Raw genomic sequence first — 15,734 nt, 5'->3', positions numbered from 1 at the left:
GATAAGGATGATTATGCCAATTTATCAAGTAATCATCATTTTTTCGTTATTTATTGGTTTTTCTGCGATTCTCCAAGTTCCGAATTTACAGGGAGCGGAAGCAGACTTAGCTTTATTAAAAATGCCGAAGATGTCATTTGATCCCTGGTTTGTCGGAGTTATTGGAGCATCAGGGGAGATGGCCGTCCTTATACCCAGTTCACTCGTGTTGACGGCTACGGCCACGATCCTTTCAAAAAATGTATTTAAGGTGTGGAAGCCGAATACAACAGATGAGCAGCTTCAAAGACTGAGCAGGATGTTAGTACCTGTCATTTCTATAGTGACTCTATATTTTACGTTCAATGGCGGGGAGTCGATTTTTAAGTTATATCTTATGGCATATAGCTTCATGGCACAGTTGTTTCCAGCACTATTTTTCAGTCTGTGGAAAAAGAATCCGGTTACCGTTCAAGGAGCTTTTGCCGGAATGATCGTTGGAATCCTAATTGTCATATACTCGACTACTTCAGGTACGACGCTTGCTACTTTATTTCCATCTCTACCGCAAGGAATACAAGATCTTGATGTGGGGTTAGCTGTATTATTCATCAACATTGCAGTAACTTTGGGAGTGAGTGCCGTTACTGGAAAAACTCCAATTCGGATGGAAGAGAAAAAACAAGTTTCCGGTATGGAAAAACTTATTAAATGATAGTGGGAATGAGTTCAATATTAATATAATCATAAATTACGAGAACAAAAACACGTACTTGAAAGCGGGAGGCTTGATTATGAAAGTCAGTGGAGGAAGAGCAGTCGTAGAAGTAATGGCTATAGAAGGGGTGAAAAAAGCTTTTTGTGTACCAGGTGAAAGTTATCTTAGTGTAATGGATGCACTATATCAACATCCTGAAATAGAACTTATTTCCGCCAGGCATGAAGGCGGTGCCTCTTTTATGGCGGAAGGTTATGCCAAGGCTTCAGGGGAGGTAGGAGTTTGTATGGCAACGCGTGGAGTGGGGGCTACAAACTTAGCTATCGGCATTCATACTGCTGCTCAAGATTCAACCCCTTTGGTTGCGCTTATTGGCCAAGTCGAACGCCCTTTTAAAGAGAAGGAAGCATTTCAGGAAGTGAATTTGACGGGTTTTTTCAGTCATTTATGTAAATGGACGGTAGAGATCGATCGTGTGGAAAGAATCCCGGAATTATTGCAGCGGGCTTTCCATATTGCGCGATCGGGTCGGCCGGGCCCTGTATTAGTGGCTTTACCGCATGACATGTTAGAAGATGAGGCAGAGTTGAACATTAATCCATCTTATCGCCCGCGTCCTCCTCAACCACATATGGAAGATGTGAAGCGGGCGATGGATACGATACGAAACGCGGAGCGCCCCGTATTGATTGCAGGCGGAGGTGTGATTCACGCTAAGGCCAACAGGCTGCTTGTACAATTTGTAGAGACAATGAAACTTCCTGTCGTTACAGCTTTCCGTCGATTTGACGCGTTTCCTAACTCACACCCTAGCTATGCAGGATGGCTTGGGTTTGGGACACCTCAATATTTACTTGATGCAATCCGTGACGCAGATGTAGTTTTGGCATTAGGGACACGATTCTCTCAAGTAGGAACCCAAGATTACACCTTGCTTTCTAAAAATACTAAACTGATCCATGTGGATATTTGTCCGGAAATTTTTAGTAAAGTGTATGCTCCTTCCCTTGCCATTGAAGCAGACGCCAAGAGCTTCTTGGAACAAGCACTACTAACGCCAGAATCAGAATCTTTTATTTCAAGCGAGGATCATTTGAAGGAATTGCACGATAAATATATGGAATTTTCTGAACTGAAGGCCGACTATACAGAAGATTTCGTGGATATGGACGGATTGATGCATGATCTTGCCGTCGGTCTGCCGAAGGATACCATCATTACAAATGATGCAGGAAACTTTTTTGGATGGCTATCCAGATATTATCGTTTTGAACAAGAAAACACATACGTGGGGCCAACTTCGGGTGCGATGGGATATGGACTGCCTGCTGCTATTGGGGCAAAGCTGGCGCAGCCTCACAAACATGTTGTTTCTATTTCAGGAGACGGCGGCTTTATGATGACTCTCCAAGAGATTGAAACCGCTGTACGGTATAAAATTCCGACTATATCAATTGTTGTGAACAACAATATTTACGGAACAATTCGTGTACATCAAGAAAGGCATTTTCCAAATCGGGTCGTTGGAACTGACTTGTCTAATCCTGATTTTGCTGAATTGGCGCGTTTATTTGGAGCACATGGTGAAAAGGTTGAAAAAAATAGTGATTTTGTGCCAGCGTTGCAAAGGGCGATTGCTTCAGGGCTGCCTGCTGTAATCGAAGTTGCAGTCAATCCAAAGATTCAATCTGTAGGCCAAGACAAGAAGGAAGTCCACGAAAAGCTAATGTCGAACAATTAACATTGGAAGTTAGCAGGAACCAATAAAAAGAAGATATTTAGGGAGGTTTCATAGTTGTTAAAACCATATTTAGTTGTGGAATGGAATGATACGGAAACAGATGCTAAAGGCTGGCTGGTCGTCCATAACTTTGTCAAAGGTTACACAGGCGGCGGTACTAGAATGCACCCAACGGTTACAAGAGAAGAGGTCGAGAGGTTGGCCGAGGCTATGGCTTATAAGTATGTAGCCTGTGAGTCTGAGACGACTGGCGGTTGTAAAGCGGGCATTGCCTATGATTATAAAGCGCCAGACGCATATGCAGTGTTAAGAAGATTTCTGATTGCGATGATGCCTTATATAGATATAGGGGTATCGTTAGGAAGTGATTTAGGTACCAAGTATGAAGATGTGCTCAAAATATTTAATGAATTTGGCATTGATATCCCATTAACGAAATCAATGAAGCAGAATCCGGATGTTCTGCAAGGGATAAAAGACTTCGATGAATTATTGACGACAAAAATCGACGGGTTGTTTTTAAACGATGTCGTAACAGGCTATGGTGTGGCTTTTTCCGCAGATGAGGCATGGAAATTTAAAAGCGGAAAAGGTGGAGCGAGAGTTGTCATTCAAGGATTCGGCTGTGTAGGGGCAAGCTGCGCATTGAAAATGTCCCAGTTAGGATACAATGTTGTGGGAATTTCCGATGCAGCCCTTTTGGTTACGTGTGAAGAAGGATTGGATGTCCAAAAGCTTATTGATCATAAGAATATGTACGGGGAAATGGATAAAGCCTTTTTTGAACCGCATTATGATGTAAGGTCAAACACGGAATGGCTCGACATAGATTGCGACATTTTAATTCCGTCCGCATTGGAGGATGTCATCCACATATCCAATGCCAAAAGCGTAAAAGCGAGTTTGATCGTTGAGGCGGCAAACATTCCCCTTTCTTCAGAGGGAGACGAAATCATAAAACAGAGAGGAATAGATGTTGTCAATGATTTCGTTGCCAACCTTGGGGCGATAAGATTTTATGATGTGGTTATTTTCGGACTGGTTAAACCAAATCCACAAGCTGTCGTTGATGATATAGAAAAACTATGCAGGAAAAATACGTATCATTTATTTACACAAGCTAAAAAACAAAAAAAATATCAAAGAGAAGTAGCCTATGAAATATTTAAACCGACAATCAGCGGCTTTCCAGAATATGCAGTGCCTTCCGAAGCGTTATCGTGAACTCTCGTTAACTTGTGTTAATCATAAAAGTGTTTAAGCTGATTATCGATCAGAAACGGGGGGGAAATCATGCAAACAGAACATGAAAATCAGCCAAAAGAATTACAGCGTTCAATGAAGAGCAGACATTTATTCATGCTCTCCTTAGGTGGGGTAATTGGAACAGGTCTTTTCCTGGGCTCAGGATATGCCATCGGTGAAGCTGGACCCTTAGGAGCGATTGTTGCCTATTTGGTCGGTGGTTTATTAATGTACTTGGCGATGATTTGTCTCGGTGAATTATCGGTAGTGATGCCGGTATCCGGATCCTTTCAGGTTCATGCAACGAAATTTATCGGTCCCGCCACTGGATTTGTCATTGGCTGGATTTACTGGCTGAGCTGGGCTCTTTACGTAGGCCTGGAATTTGTAGCGGCCGGTTTGCTCATGACTAGATGGTTTCCCAATACACCAGTATGGATATGGTGTGTGATATTTACGGTACTTTTATTCACTATAAATGCATTAACAACTAGAAGTTTCGCTGAGACAGAGTATTGGTTCTCCGGGATTAAAGTACTTGCCGTCATTCTATTCATAATTATCGGTGCAGCAGCGATGTTTGGATTGATTCATATGGAGGATGCACAGCCTGCCCCGTTCTTTTCCAATTTTATAGGAGATGGACTATTCCCTACAGGATTCACGGGTGTGTTTATATCGATGATGACAGTTGTGTATGCTTTCCAGGGATCGGAAATCATGGGTGTTGCAGCAGGAGAGACGGAAAACCCGCAAAAAAGCATTCCTAGAGCGATTAGAAATATCGTAATACGTGTGCTGCTTTTCTATGTACTGGCAATCTTTGTTCTATCGGCCGTCGTTCCTTGGAAAGAAGTTGGGGTACTGGAAAGTCCATTTGTTACCGTGTTTGAAATGGTAGGCATTCCTTATGCAGCTGACATTATGAATTTCGTAATTTTGACGGCGGTCCTCTCTGTAGGAAACACGGGTCTGTTTGCTTGTACAAGGATCCTTTTCTCCCTTTCTCAAAACGGTATGGCGCATTCTGCATTTGGAAAGCTCAATCGGCGCGGTGTACCGTTTAACGCCTTACTTGTCACCATGGTCTTTGCCTTGCTGTCCTTACTTACTAGTGTAGTAGCGGAAGAAACGTTATTCGTTGTACTACTTTCCATAAGCGGGGTTGGAGGGGTGCTTACTTGGATGGCGATTGCGTTCGCACAATACAGATTCCGTAAGCAGTATATCAGAGCAGGCGGAAAGGTTGAAAATCTGAAGTTCAGAGTACCTTTTTTCCCGTTTGCCCCGATTCTCTGCATCATTATGTGTCTAGGTATTTTCGTGTTCACCGCTTATGATCCGACACAGCGAACCTCATTGTATTGGGGATTAGGTTTCGTCATTGCTTGCTATATCTTTTACTATTTTAGATATGCGAGAAGGAAAGTGGAGGTGCCAGCCTTAACAAATGATCAGCCCAATGATTTTGTTCAATAGGAGAATATTCTTAATGTGCCCGACAAAAGAAAACGTTAGGGTATGCAGAAGGAGTCGTTGAAGTATCCATTTAGAAGTTACCGGTTATAAGTAATCCTATTATTTAAAAGTAGAAAAATAGAATACGGAGGAAATCGTATGCGTTACTTAAATTATATTAATGGAAAATGGAAAGAACCCACTACAGGTGAGTATAAGGAAAATCTTAGTCCTCATAATGGAAAAAATTTAGGGGAATTTCCATCAAGTGCTGCGGCTGATTTACATGATGCAGTGGCAGCCGCAAAAAATTCATTTCCTGACTGGAAAAAGCTGTCGTTTCAGCAACGGGCTTCATACTTGCAGAAAGCAGCTGATATTTTGAAAAAGAATATTCAGGAAGTAGGTCAAGATTTGATAAAGGAAGAAGGAAAAACATTCTTGGAAGGGATGGGGGAAGCCAATCGTGCTGCAAGCATACTTGAATATTATGCTGCTGAAGCCCGACAGCCAATCGGGGAAGTAATTCCTTCAGCAAATGCCAATACATTTTTATACACTATTCGCACCCCGCTAGGTCCGGTGGGGTTGATTACCCCATGGAACTTTCCTATCGCCATCCCTGTATGGAAATTGGCGCCGGCCCTGATTTACGGGAATACAGTCGTGATTAAGCCGGCTGATTTTACACCTAAGTCGGTCTACCATGTGATGAAAGCCTTCGATGAGGCGGGTCTTCCACCTGGTGTCATCAATTGTGTATTCGGAAGGGGCTCCGTCATTGGTGCTGCTTTAGTGGAACATCCGGATGTGAAGGCCATATCTTTTACCGGCTCGAATCAAGTAGGTCAGCAAATTCAAAAACAAGCCATTGAGCATGGAAAGAAAGTGCAAGCGGAAATGGGAGGGAAAAACCCGCTTGTCGTCCTCGCCGATGCTGATCTTGAAAAAGCAGTGGAAATAGCTATAGGCGGAGCTTTTAAATCCACAGGGCAAAAATGCACAGCCACTAGCCGGGTGATTGTGGAAGAAGGAATTTATGAAGTATTCCGGGAGCGGCTTGTCGCGCGTACGAAAGAATTAAAAGTGGGCGACCCGCTCAAAGAAGAAACATATATCGGTCCCGCGGTTTCTAGATCACAACGTGATGGCGTGCTTGAAATGATCGATGTTGGGAAATCAGAAGCTACGCTGTTGTGTGGAGGGGAGATTCCGGCAGAAGAGGAATTGGCGAACGGTTTTTATGTCCGGCCGGCTATCTTTGAAAATGTTCCACAACAAGCCCGCATTGCACGTGAAGAAATCTTCGGACCAGTCATCGCCCTTTTTAAGGCCGTAAATTATGAGGAAGCAGTTAAGATGGCCAATGATACAGAGTATGGATTGAGCGCAGCAATTTGTACAAACAATTTAACGTTGGCTCAACGGTTTATTGAAGATGTGGAGGTGGGTCTTGTTCATGTCAATTCGGAAACAGCAGGAACCGAACCGCAAATGCCATTTGGCGGATGTAAAAATTCAAGTGCAGGCAGCCGTGAACAAGGGAAGAGTGCCGTTGAATTCTATACAGAGGTCAAGACAGTCTATATGGATCGGGTATAACTAAAATGGTACCATGCATTTTTTAAACTTTTTAATTAGATGATAATCAGGAGGGATTTTCAATATGTCTATTAAAGAAAATGTACAGTTCAGCCCTACACTCCCTTATTCACGGTATGTCGAACCAGAGGCATTCAATGAAGAAAGAAAAAAAATCTTTAGAAAGAGTTGGATATTAGCTGGTCATGCAAGCCAAGTTGAAAAAGTAGGCGATTTCATGACAATAGACATCGCCGGAGAGCCTATTATCGTTTCTCGCGGTACTGATGGTGAACTGCGTGCTTTCTATAATATTTGCCCTCATCGCGGAATGAAAGTAGAAAACTCCGATAAAGGAAATAAGAAAATTTTACAATGCGGTTACCATGGATGGACGTTCAAATTAGATGGAAGTGTGCATAAAGCTCCTAATTTTAAAACGAATGAACTGGGAATACACAGTTGTATGAAATCCATTCGCTTAGAAGTTCAGAATGCTATGATTTTTGTCAATCTAGATAAAAATGCACCTTCTATGGCAGAAGCATATCAGGAATTTTTAGAGGAAATGAAAGAGTATCCCTTCTTTGATTCACTGAAACTAGTTAGGGAAACTAAGCGTGTAGTAAAAGCTAATTGGAAAGCCGTTGTTGACAATTACCTTGAATGTGATCATTGTTCCATTGCTCATCCTGGCTTTGCAAAATCCTTTGATATATCAAACTTTTGCACAACGACACACGACAAATTCACCTATCAATATATGACAGCAAGTAAGAATGGCGAAGGTGATCAAGCGCGTTTTTATTGGGTTTGGCCAAATATGATGATTAACGTTTATCCTGGAGACGGGAATGTGAATACCATCCAAGTAATTCCTGTTGATGCCGTTACGTCGTTAGGAATTTATCGTGATTACTCCCTCGATGAAAAAATAACCATAGAAAAAGAAGAATATTTTAAATTTGTTGATCAAGTAAGGCAGGAAGACTTTGAACTGGTGGAAAAACTGCAAAAAGGATTAAGTTCCGAGGCATTTACAAATGGTATCTTTTCTCCAACTGAACATGCTGCAGTCTATTTTCATGAACTTATTGATAAAAAGCTCCAGAACTAACAACTAAGCTGCAAATGGAATGCACTTAAAGAAGAAACGTGATACAGAGATTTTTTTTAATTTAATAGCCTAAGCAACCAACAAGTGTGATTCGGCAGTTTATCGGATCAGACTTGTTGAGTTGTTTCTTTCGTGCTGAGTTTTTTGCTTATTTCTACCGATATTATTCCGGGTTTGAGGATTTGTTCTTCCATTGTTGTTCTTCAGCAAGAAACTCAAAAAAAACATTCATGGCAGTAAGCGGATGCTCATTTACTCTTTTAAAGTAGTTACTTTTTCTGGCATCTGTTAAATAGCTGCTTTTTTTGATTCTATCCAACATATATTGTTGACTAATTTTCACTATTTCTTTTTGGTTGTGTTTGTTTTCTTTTAATAAGGCAAATCCTACAGCTCCCACCAATGCATAGATTCCGAGTGCAATTTTCGAGATGGGTAAAGATTCGTTCTTAAATAAAAGGAAAAAAAGATTAATGACGGAAAAGCCTATCATCACCGTCGAAAAAAAACCGTATTTCATATTTTTCTTCAACAAGGGGGATAATTTTGATTGAAGTTGTTCGATTTCGGCTTGCATGAAACTCGGTATATTATTTATTTTAATATTCATTGTATCCTCCTTAATATTGTTCAAAAATGGCACTGAGAAATCGTACTTATTCAATGAAACAGGAAAAGGAACCTAATAATATATATCTTATCGTTTGGTAACGTGTTTGTCATTTAATATAACCCTTGGACTCTTATAAAGGGAAAAGTACAGCAGTGATGTGAATAAGAATGCCATGTATACTTTGATAACCCAGTTAGACAGCGGTATTGCAGTATGTTGCCTTAATATACTAACAATGGTATTAATGATGAATGGATTATGGTAAAATGGTCCTCAAATGGAAGTTATATTTTTCGTTTTTTGCTTATTATTAGTTATGGATGGCCTTGCCGCGCCTTTTTTTGTCATAAATACGTGACTATTGTGGTATTTAGTACTTTTAAATCGAGTTTTGGCACAAATCCATATATAATTAGAAAGCGAGATATTAGATTCAAAGATTAAGGAGGGACATAAAATGATGGAATGGGCTCTGATCATTTTGTTTGCTGCAGCAGTATTACTGTTCATTTTATCGTTTATTAAAAAGGATTCTGCAAAAGTGGACAGTCAATTGGAACAGCTTGCTATCACTTTTGGAGATGAAATGAATGTATTACAGGAAAAAATCAGGAACATCGAGATAGATGCTGAAATTACGGTGCAAGAGGCAGGCGTTCTAGCAATGACTTCCGAAAAGCGGAACTTGTTGCGTGAAGTACTCGACCTACATAAGCGAGGCTACTCATTTGAAAGCATCGCACTAAAGACAAAACAGCCGGAAGATGAAATTGAAAGCATGCTTACTCCTTACATAAAAACGAAGAATGAAAGGAGAAATGTGGCCAATGACATCTAAATCAATGCGCAGCTTTGCCGGAGGCCTTGTTGTTGCAGCAGGTTTATGCGGTGCAGTGTACTTCTTTGGTCCAGGAGAAGCGACCGGCACATCAGAGAAACTATCAGAAGATGAAATGAAAGAGTCTCTGGCTTCAGAAGGGTATGTCATACATTCAGAAAAAGAATGGGAAGATCAGATTGCTGAAGCACAGTCGATTAAAGATAAAGCGGAAGCGGAAAAAGAAGCGGTAAAAGAACCAACAGAAAAAATCATATACCGTACAGTTCTTACTGTGTCTAAAGGCTCGACCAGCATCGATGTGGGTAAAAACCTACAAAGGGCAAAGGTCATTAAAAATGCCAATGAGTTTTCTGACGCGGTTGAAAAGAAAGGCAAGGCCAACGGTTTACGACCTGGAACATATGTGGTGGATAGTGCGATGACGACGGAAAAAATAATTTCCATCATATTTAAATGAACATAAAAACGACCATCGATAAGATGGTCGTTTCAGTTTGTCTACAAAAGGGATATCGTTATCCCCAACCCCTTGGCAGACAGTCGGCGGAAAGGGAGCGCGTTTATGAAATCAACTGGAACGTTTTTTTATGTTTTCTTTAACTTAATCTTTGTCCGCACTCCGGCCCACACTGCAATGATAAGCCCCCCAACAGTATCTGCGATTAAATCTATCATTGTATCTTTATTTCCCCCACCTTGCAGTGTCATTCCGAATAATTGATCAGAACTAAATTCGTAAATCTCCCAAATGACACCACCAAGTGCTGAGAAGGAGAGGGTAAACAAAAAGACAAACCAAGGGGATATATCTTTGCCTGCATTTCTGTATATCAATCGTTCATATAAAGCAATTCCCGTAAAAGCTAGAAGGGAACCGCTTAGTAAATGTAAGAGTGTATCCCACCATCCCAGTCCATACCAGCCTAAAATAGATCCTAAATATTGTGAACCGAATAAGAAGATTAAATAGGAAATGATAATTGGCAGATTGAATTGAAGCTTGGTAAATAGGGCCAATAAAAGGGGAATTGCTCCACATACCACACCGCCTATCGAAACCAGTGATTTAAAATTTTCATCGTCTGTATAGTAAAAAATAGATAAAGCTGCCATGAAAAGTACATACACTGAACTTATAGAAATAACTAGCTTACGATTCATATGATTACCTCAATAAATTATAATTTTGATTTTTGTAAAATAGAATAAATGGAGATAAGCAGGCCGCCAGTAAGACCGAAAATTATATCGTACATGGTGTCTTTATTACCGCCTCGTTGCATGGTATGAGTAAAAGTGAGATCTCCTACGAACTCATATATCTCCCAAAGGACAGTGGCGATGGTTGAAAGTGAGAGAGCAAAAAGAAAGGTGACCCACCTTGAAACATCTTTTCTCGCTTTTTGAGGAATGAATTGTTTATAAAGAGCAATTCCAACAAAGGCCACGAAAATGCCTTTGTAGAAGTGAAGGCCAGAGTCCCACCATTTAAAATCCACATAAAAATTTGCGATGGACCCTAAAAATGTCGTACAGAAAATAAAAACATAGTAACCGATTATGATTGGAATGTTAAAAGGATTATTTTTTACAAACAATAATATAATGGGCAGGGCACTTACCAATATTCCTCCAAGAGCTACCATCCATCGGGAAGAATCATCTTTTATGAGGTAAAAGATGAGTAAACCAGTCATGAACGCTATAAAAACAACACTAAAAATGATGATTATTTTATGTTTCAATATACTCACCTCATTCATAAATATTCATTACCCGGTAAATTAGGACTTCTGGAATATTTTTGTAATGTTCTTTTTAACCGTTATGGATATTATCATTGTTGGTGCCATGGTGCTTTTTAATGATATTTTTAAATTTAGCCGTGATAAATAATAATAAAGGCATGACCAGACCAAAAGTCGCTGCATGGAATAACCATATATTTTTATTGAATTCCCCGGATGAAGGGACCGTCGGAAAAACAATCAATGAATAAAAAACCATTATCATCCCTAAAGCCGTAGTAAATGGACGATAATCTTTTATATTGAATATGTTTGAAAATACAACAACCGAAACATAAAAATACATAACCGTCCTGGTATAGGTTGTAAAGATCCAAATTGTGGCAATTATAGCTTCGATCCGCATTAGGAAATTCCCTACATTTATTTTTTTTGCCATCGTATAACTTGGAGCGATATTTCTTGCCGTGTTATCGGTTCCAAGAACCAAAATATCCAGCATGATAACTAGAATTAAAATGATTCCACCGATCAATGTGCCAATATAAAAGGCTTTACCCCCTTTTTTACTATCATTGACTTTTGAAGGGAAAATCATTAAAAACATAACAGGAGACAGCGTGAACACGCTGATGAAAAAAAGTGTCCCCCGTATGACAGGTTTGGCTCCATTTTCAAATACTGGCTGAATGTTTTGGATATTGGCTTGAGGAATGATGGATACCAAAAAAATAGTCAGTAATATTAATACGGGTATGAAGAATATTTCCAACGTGCGTGTAAAAGTTTCAATACCAAGGCGAACTGTCAAGATCACAACTGCAGCTAACAATAAATTCAATGCTGCAAGTGGGGTATCTGGCATCCAAAAAGTTTCAATGAAATTCCCCACATAATAAATAGTCTCGGCAGCAGTTGAAAAAGACCAGATAAAAAATGTGAAATTGATCATCTTTCCGACTAAATTACCAAAAACCTTTTCATTTATTTGATCTAAAGGGAGATCAGGATATAAATTACCAACCCTGATGTAGAACCATACAAAAATTAATGCGATTCCTGTCCCAAATAATGCAGCAAGCCACGCATCCTGCTTTGCAAAACCAGCTAAAGGAGAAGGAGTATGTAAAATAACCGTTCCTACCGAATACAAAAGGATAAAAATCATCAATTGATGTGATGAAATTTTGAAACTACCAGGCATTATTTTTCACCTTAATGTTTGTTCCTTCCTACTTAATACCCCTTAGTTTTGGCTATTCATGTTCAAGTTATTCACACGGAATAACTTGAATCGTCATGGCTTTACTTCGACAATCCATTGCCATTTCATTATTCAGGCTCGATTTTGCTGCTTTTTATATTATTCTTATTTCTTATTCCGGAATCAAAATCAAAAATAAACAATCTGTATTTGAAATATGTGTAAACCTCCTTATCTAAAGTTATATGGCCGTTAATCCGAGACAAAATATACAATTGTCAAACACATAGGAAAATAATTTAAAAACGCGTGATGGGTAAATTACTGGAAAAAACATAGCAGAATAATTTTACTTGTCCCACTTTCATTATGCAGCTTCTCTTATTGGTCCAAGCGAAAGTATTTAAATTCCCCCACATCATAATTTTTTAGGAACTGAATATTGGATTTAACTTCCTAATTTTTCATCAAATATCATTTGGTGAGATTTTCCGATTAACCTGCTTCGTTACGTCAATTAAGGGAAAATGCAACAATATTTTGATTTGTAATAGATTTGAGTTGGCGCGATTCTTGCATATTATTTATGTGTATATCTATGTGTGTATTTCTAATAAATATGGAGAAAGGAGAAGAATGGGAAACTGTTAGACACACAATTATTGAAACATTTATTTGATGTTTAGTTTGCCCTTGGTTATATGTCAGAAATTTAATCCGGAAGGCGAATCCATTAAAGTAAAAAAGGTAGGGGAACTTTAGAATGAAAATACCAGTAGAAAATATAGTAGAGTTAACTGTAGAACATCAATTCTTACAGGCTTATCCTATATTAAGTCAATTGCGTACTGATTTGACTTTTAAGGAATATCTAGAATTATTAAATGATATGCGTATGGAGGGTAAAAAGTTATTTGCTTTATATCATGATACGAGCATCGTAGCGTTAGCAGGTATTAGCTGGCGTGAAGATTCACATAATGAGCGCTATGTTTATGTACAAGATTTGGTTACTGATGTAAATCATCGTCCTAGTGGCCTTGGATATAATCTGCTAAGTTATATACATAATTGGGCAAAAGACCAGGGAGCTGAATATATTACATTGGAATCTTGAATTCGGAGCCTTGTTACCATATATAGTTCGTCGCCATTAGCCTTTTCAAAGGCAAGGTGCCTGCACCAAAAAATTAGTTAAAAGCTTCTTATAGAAACTCTGTGGAGATATCTCTGCAGGGTTTTTCTTCATTTATATTTTTTCGTGCCCCTAAACCAGCCAACTTCATACTACTTTAGTCCAACAAGCATAAGTTAAAATCGTTGCCTCGAAAATGATAATAGATTATGCGAATATTGGCAATCTATGCATTTACTCATAGGATACTTTTAAACATAACTTCCAATAAATTTCATTAGTTGTGCTTCAGCAAGAAAGTTTTAGATCAATAAAACACAATTAATATACAAAATTACCTTAAAGCATTTTCATCGGAAACCTACATCGGGTTGTCAAAGAAAATCCATTTTTAATGTTATATCTACTGAACTGACTCCAAAAGAGAAGTTGCTTCCGAGTTTGCAGTGAAGACGGAAGTGGTTAATGTAATTCAATTTTTTTGGAAAAAACAGGTCCAAAAAGGTTAATATCCGAGGCATCTTCAGCAACCTTTAATTGAATTTTGCGCTTGAAAATTAATTGTAATTTATTTTACTTAGATGGATATAATTGCAGCCAAGGTGAAAACATAATTTTAACAGGCTTTTGGTTATGAGGGGGTTAGCATTGAAATCTCGAGTTCCTATCCCATTGAGGAAATTAATTGAAGATAAACAATCAGTGAAAAGTAAAAAACAAGAAGCAGACCCAAAGCAAAGCGAACATCCAAACTCCAGCAAAACTAATAATCACAACCAAAATCCGGTTCAAGCCCAAAACCGAAGTAAAGACTCAAAGAAACATGAAACAAAACTTATCTCTTCTGACCTTCAATTTAACTTAGACCATATTAAGAAAACGGTAGGAAATAGTTCAGACATAGTTATAAGGGATTTTCAAGCAGGTAAAAATGGGCAAATTAAATTAGGCGTCGTTTATACAGATGGATTAACGGATTCAGCTTCCATCCAAGATTTCATCCTCGACACTTTGATGGTTGAAATTCGGAATTCGGAGTTGGACGTTGCGCTCCTTAATCACACTGACTGTTTTGAAATGATAAAATCACATATTCTTCCTGTCGGGGGGATAGTGGAAATAAATGATTTTCAAAAGCTTTTTAACCATGTCTTATCGGGAGACACGATGTTATTGATTGACGGCTCCCCAAAAGGAATGGCACTCGGATCAAGAGATTGGGCCGATCGCGGAGTTCAGGAACCTTCCTCCCAAACAGTAGTCAGAGGACCAAAGGATGGGTTCACTGAAACGCTGCGAACAAATACTGCTTTAATACGACGGAGAATAAAAGATCCTAACCTATGGCTTGAAACAAAACAGATTGGAGAAAAAACGCAAACAGACGTAGCGATTATGTATTTAAAAGGTGTTGCCGATGATAAAACGGTTTCAGAATTGCAAAGCCGTTTAAATAGAATCAATATAGATGCGATTCTTGAGAGTGGTTACATTGAAGAGCTTATTCAGGATGAAGTATACACTCCTTTTCCAACCGTTTATAATACGGAACGACCTGATGCTGTAGCCGCTGCCATTTTAGAAGGAAGGATTGCGATACTAATTGACGGAACTCCGTTTGTCCTTATCGTTCCAGCATTGATGGTGCATTTTTTCCAGTCCAGTGAAGACTATTATCAACGGGCAGACATTGCAACATTAATTCGAGTATTACGGTATTTATCCTTTTTCCTTGCTTTGCTTACACCGTCACTTTATATCGCTGTCTCGACCTTTCATCAAGAAATGCTTCCTACTCCTTTACTCATAAGTCTAGCCTCACAGCGAGAGGGTGTTCCTTTTCCAGCTTTTGTAGAGGCGATGCTTATGGAGGTAGTATTTGAAATCTTGCGTGAGGCAGGTGTGAGGATGCCTAGGGCAATTGGTTCATCCATTTCCATCGTGGGTGCATTAGTTATTGGACAGGCTGCTGTCGAAGCAGGGTTCGTTTCAGCAACAATGGTTATCATCGTGTCCTTAACAGCCATCTGCAGCTTTGTGTTCCCAGCCAATAGTATGGCCATGGCTTTTCGGATGCTTCGATTCTTGTTTATGATCCTTGCCGCTACATTTGGGTTATACGGAATCATTTTAGGGCTGATCGTGATGGTCCTGCATTTAAATAGCATACGATCTTTTGGTTTACCATATTTGGCTCCAAATGCACCATTCATTTTACAAGATCAAAAAGACAATATCATTCGTATGCCGCATTGGTCATTATTAAAGCGGCCTCGGTTGATCAGTAAAAATGATACAGACAGAGGAGAAGTAAGTTCTCCTAAACCACCTAGATAAAATGATGAGATTATGAG

14 protein-coding genes are annotated in these 15,734 nt (G+C 39.3%); 10 read left to right on the top strand and 4 right to left on the bottom strand.

Annotated elements, in window-relative coordinates; genetic code table 11:
- The first annotated feature begins 13 nt into the window (after nt 1-13).
- From ACYP5M_RS06945 to ACYP5M_RS06920, 6 genes are all read left to right on the top strand, one after another.
- Entirely contained in the window at nt 14-694 is a 681-nt protein-coding gene (locus ACYP5M_RS06945) for a sodium:solute symporter family transporter (RefSeq protein WP_434167287.1), read from the top strand.
- A gap of 79 nt (nt 695-773) precedes the next feature.
- A complete protein-coding gene (locus ACYP5M_RS06940) occupies nt 774-2,438 on the top strand; it encodes a thiamine pyrophosphate-dependent enzyme (RefSeq protein WP_230176912.1) in 1,665 nt (554 codons plus the stop codon).
- Nucleotides 2,439-2,492: 54 nt separating this feature from the next.
- Nucleotides 2,493-3,662, top strand: a complete 1,170-nt coding sequence (locus tag ACYP5M_RS06935) for a Glu/Leu/Phe/Val family dehydrogenase (protein ID WP_459734822.1) — start codon at nt 2,493-2,495, stop codon at nt 3,660-3,662.
- A gap of 69 nt (nt 3,663-3,731) precedes the next feature.
- A complete protein-coding gene (locus tag ACYP5M_RS06930) occupies nt 3,732-5,162 on the top strand; it encodes an amino acid permease (protein ID WP_459734821.1) in 1,431 nt (476 codons plus the stop codon).
- Between the two features lie 138 nt (nt 5,163-5,300).
- Complete coding sequence (locus tag ACYP5M_RS06925; protein ID WP_434167284.1) at nt 5,301-6,743, top strand: aldehyde dehydrogenase family protein; 1,443 nt, start codon at nt 5,301-5,303, stop codon at nt 6,741-6,743.
- A 64-nt stretch (nt 6,744-6,807) separates the two neighbouring features.
- Complete coding sequence (locus ACYP5M_RS06920; protein ID WP_459734820.1) at nt 6,808-7,839, top strand: aromatic ring-hydroxylating oxygenase subunit alpha; 1,032 nt, start codon at nt 6,808-6,810, stop codon at nt 7,837-7,839.
- A 163-nt stretch (nt 7,840-8,002) separates the two neighbouring features.
- On the opposite strand, the gene ACYP5M_RS06915 is transcribed toward ACYP5M_RS06920, so the two are convergent.
- The gene (locus ACYP5M_RS06915; protein ID WP_434167282.1) at nt 8,003-8,449 is read right to left on the bottom strand and encodes a DUF5392 family protein; all 447 of its coding nucleotides are present in this window, start codon (nt 8,447-8,449) and stop codon (nt 8,003-8,005) included.
- Between the two features lie 460 nt (nt 8,450-8,909).
- On the opposite strand from ACYP5M_RS06915, the gene ACYP5M_RS06910 reads away from it, so the two are divergent.
- Nucleotides 8,910-9,290 carry a hypothetical protein gene (locus ACYP5M_RS06910; protein WP_232782911.1) on the top strand — a complete coding sequence of 127 codons (381 nt, stop codon included), beginning with the start codon at nt 8,910-8,912 and terminating at the stop codon, nt 9,288-9,290.
- Nucleotides 9,280-9,750: a hypothetical protein gene (locus ACYP5M_RS06905; RefSeq protein WP_459734819.1), complete on the top strand. Its 471-nt coding sequence runs from the start codon at nt 9,280-9,282 to the stop codon at nt 9,748-9,750. The genes ACYP5M_RS06910 and ACYP5M_RS06905 overlap by 11 nt, the downstream gene beginning before the upstream one ends.
- Nucleotides 9,751-9,878: 128 nt before the next feature.
- Here ACYP5M_RS06905 and ACYP5M_RS06900 read toward each other — a convergent pair whose 3' ends face one another.
- The 3 genes from ACYP5M_RS06900 to ACYP5M_RS06890 form a co-directional block, all read right to left on the bottom strand.
- Entirely contained in the window at nt 9,879-10,454 is a 576-nt protein-coding gene (locus ACYP5M_RS06900; RefSeq protein WP_434167280.1) for a hypothetical protein, read from the bottom strand.
- Between the two features lie 17 nt (nt 10,455-10,471).
- Nucleotides 10,472-11,047, bottom strand: coding sequence for a membrane-spanning protein (locus ACYP5M_RS06895; protein WP_434169692.1), 576 nt, complete (start codon nt 11,045-11,047; stop codon nt 10,472-10,474).
- A gap of 64 nt (nt 11,048-11,111) precedes the next feature.
- The gene (locus ACYP5M_RS06890; protein ID WP_434167279.1) at nt 11,112-12,245 is read right to left on the bottom strand and encodes a GerAB/ArcD/ProY family transporter; all 1,134 of its coding nucleotides are present in this window, start codon (nt 12,243-12,245) and stop codon (nt 11,112-11,114) included.
- 763 nt (nt 12,246-13,008) lie between these two features.
- Here ACYP5M_RS06890 and ACYP5M_RS06885 point away from each other — a divergent pair.
- A complete protein-coding gene (locus ACYP5M_RS06885; RefSeq protein WP_434167278.1) occupies nt 13,009-13,362 on the top strand; it encodes a GNAT family N-acetyltransferase in 354 nt (117 codons plus the stop codon).
- Nucleotides 13,363-14,082: 720 nt separating this feature from the next.
- Nucleotides 14,083-15,717 carry a spore germination protein gene (locus ACYP5M_RS06880; RefSeq protein ID WP_459734906.1) on the top strand — a complete coding sequence of 545 codons (1,635 nt, stop codon included), beginning with the start codon at nt 14,083-14,085 and terminating at the stop codon, nt 15,715-15,717.
- Nucleotides 15,718-15,734: the final 17 nt, after the last annotated feature.

It is taken from the genome of Peribacillus sp. N1, from assembly GCF_054600815.1.
Note: the sequence above shows the minus strand (reverse complement) of the source record. Positions and strands in the feature narration are given on the sequence as shown.

What these genes read in the sequence shown, in the direction of transcription:
- ACYP5M_RS06945 (WP_434167287.1), top strand. Translation starts at nt 14, where the DNA reads ATGCCAATTTATCAAGTAATCATCATTTTTTCGTTATTTATTGGTTTT.
- ACYP5M_RS06925 (WP_434167284.1), top strand. Translation starts at nt 5,301, where the DNA reads ATGCGTTACTTAAATTATATTAATGGAAAATGGAAAGAACCCACTACA.
- ACYP5M_RS06930 (WP_459734821.1), top strand. Translation starts at nt 3,732, where the DNA reads ATGCAAACAGAACATGAAAATCAGCCAAAAGAATTACAGCGTTCAATG.
- ACYP5M_RS06915 (WP_434167282.1), bottom strand. Translation starts at nt 8,449, where the DNA reads ATGAATATTAAAATAAATAATATACCGAGTTTCATGCAAGCCGAAATC.
- ACYP5M_RS06890 (WP_434167279.1), bottom strand. Translation starts at nt 12,245, where the DNA reads ATGCCTGGTAGTTTCAAAATTTCATCACATCAATTGATGATTTTTATC.
- ACYP5M_RS06940 (WP_230176912.1), top strand. Translation starts at nt 774, where the DNA reads ATGAAAGTCAGTGGAGGAAGAGCAGTCGTAGAAGTAATGGCTATAGAA.
- ACYP5M_RS06905 (WP_459734819.1), top strand. Translation starts at nt 9,280, where the DNA reads ATGACATCTAAATCAATGCGCAGCTTTGCCGGAGGCCTTGTTGTTGCA.
- ACYP5M_RS06910 (WP_232782911.1), top strand. Translation starts at nt 8,910, where the DNA reads ATGATGGAATGGGCTCTGATCATTTTGTTTGCTGCAGCAGTATTACTG.
- ACYP5M_RS06920 (WP_459734820.1), top strand. Translation starts at nt 6,808, where the DNA reads ATGTCTATTAAAGAAAATGTACAGTTCAGCCCTACACTCCCTTATTCA.
- ACYP5M_RS06900 (WP_434167280.1), bottom strand. Translation starts at nt 10,454, where the DNA reads ATGAATCGTAAGCTAGTTATTTCTATAAGTTCAGTGTATGTACTTTTC.
- ACYP5M_RS06885 (WP_434167278.1), top strand. Translation starts at nt 13,009, where the DNA reads ATGAAAATACCAGTAGAAAATATAGTAGAGTTAACTGTAGAACATCAA.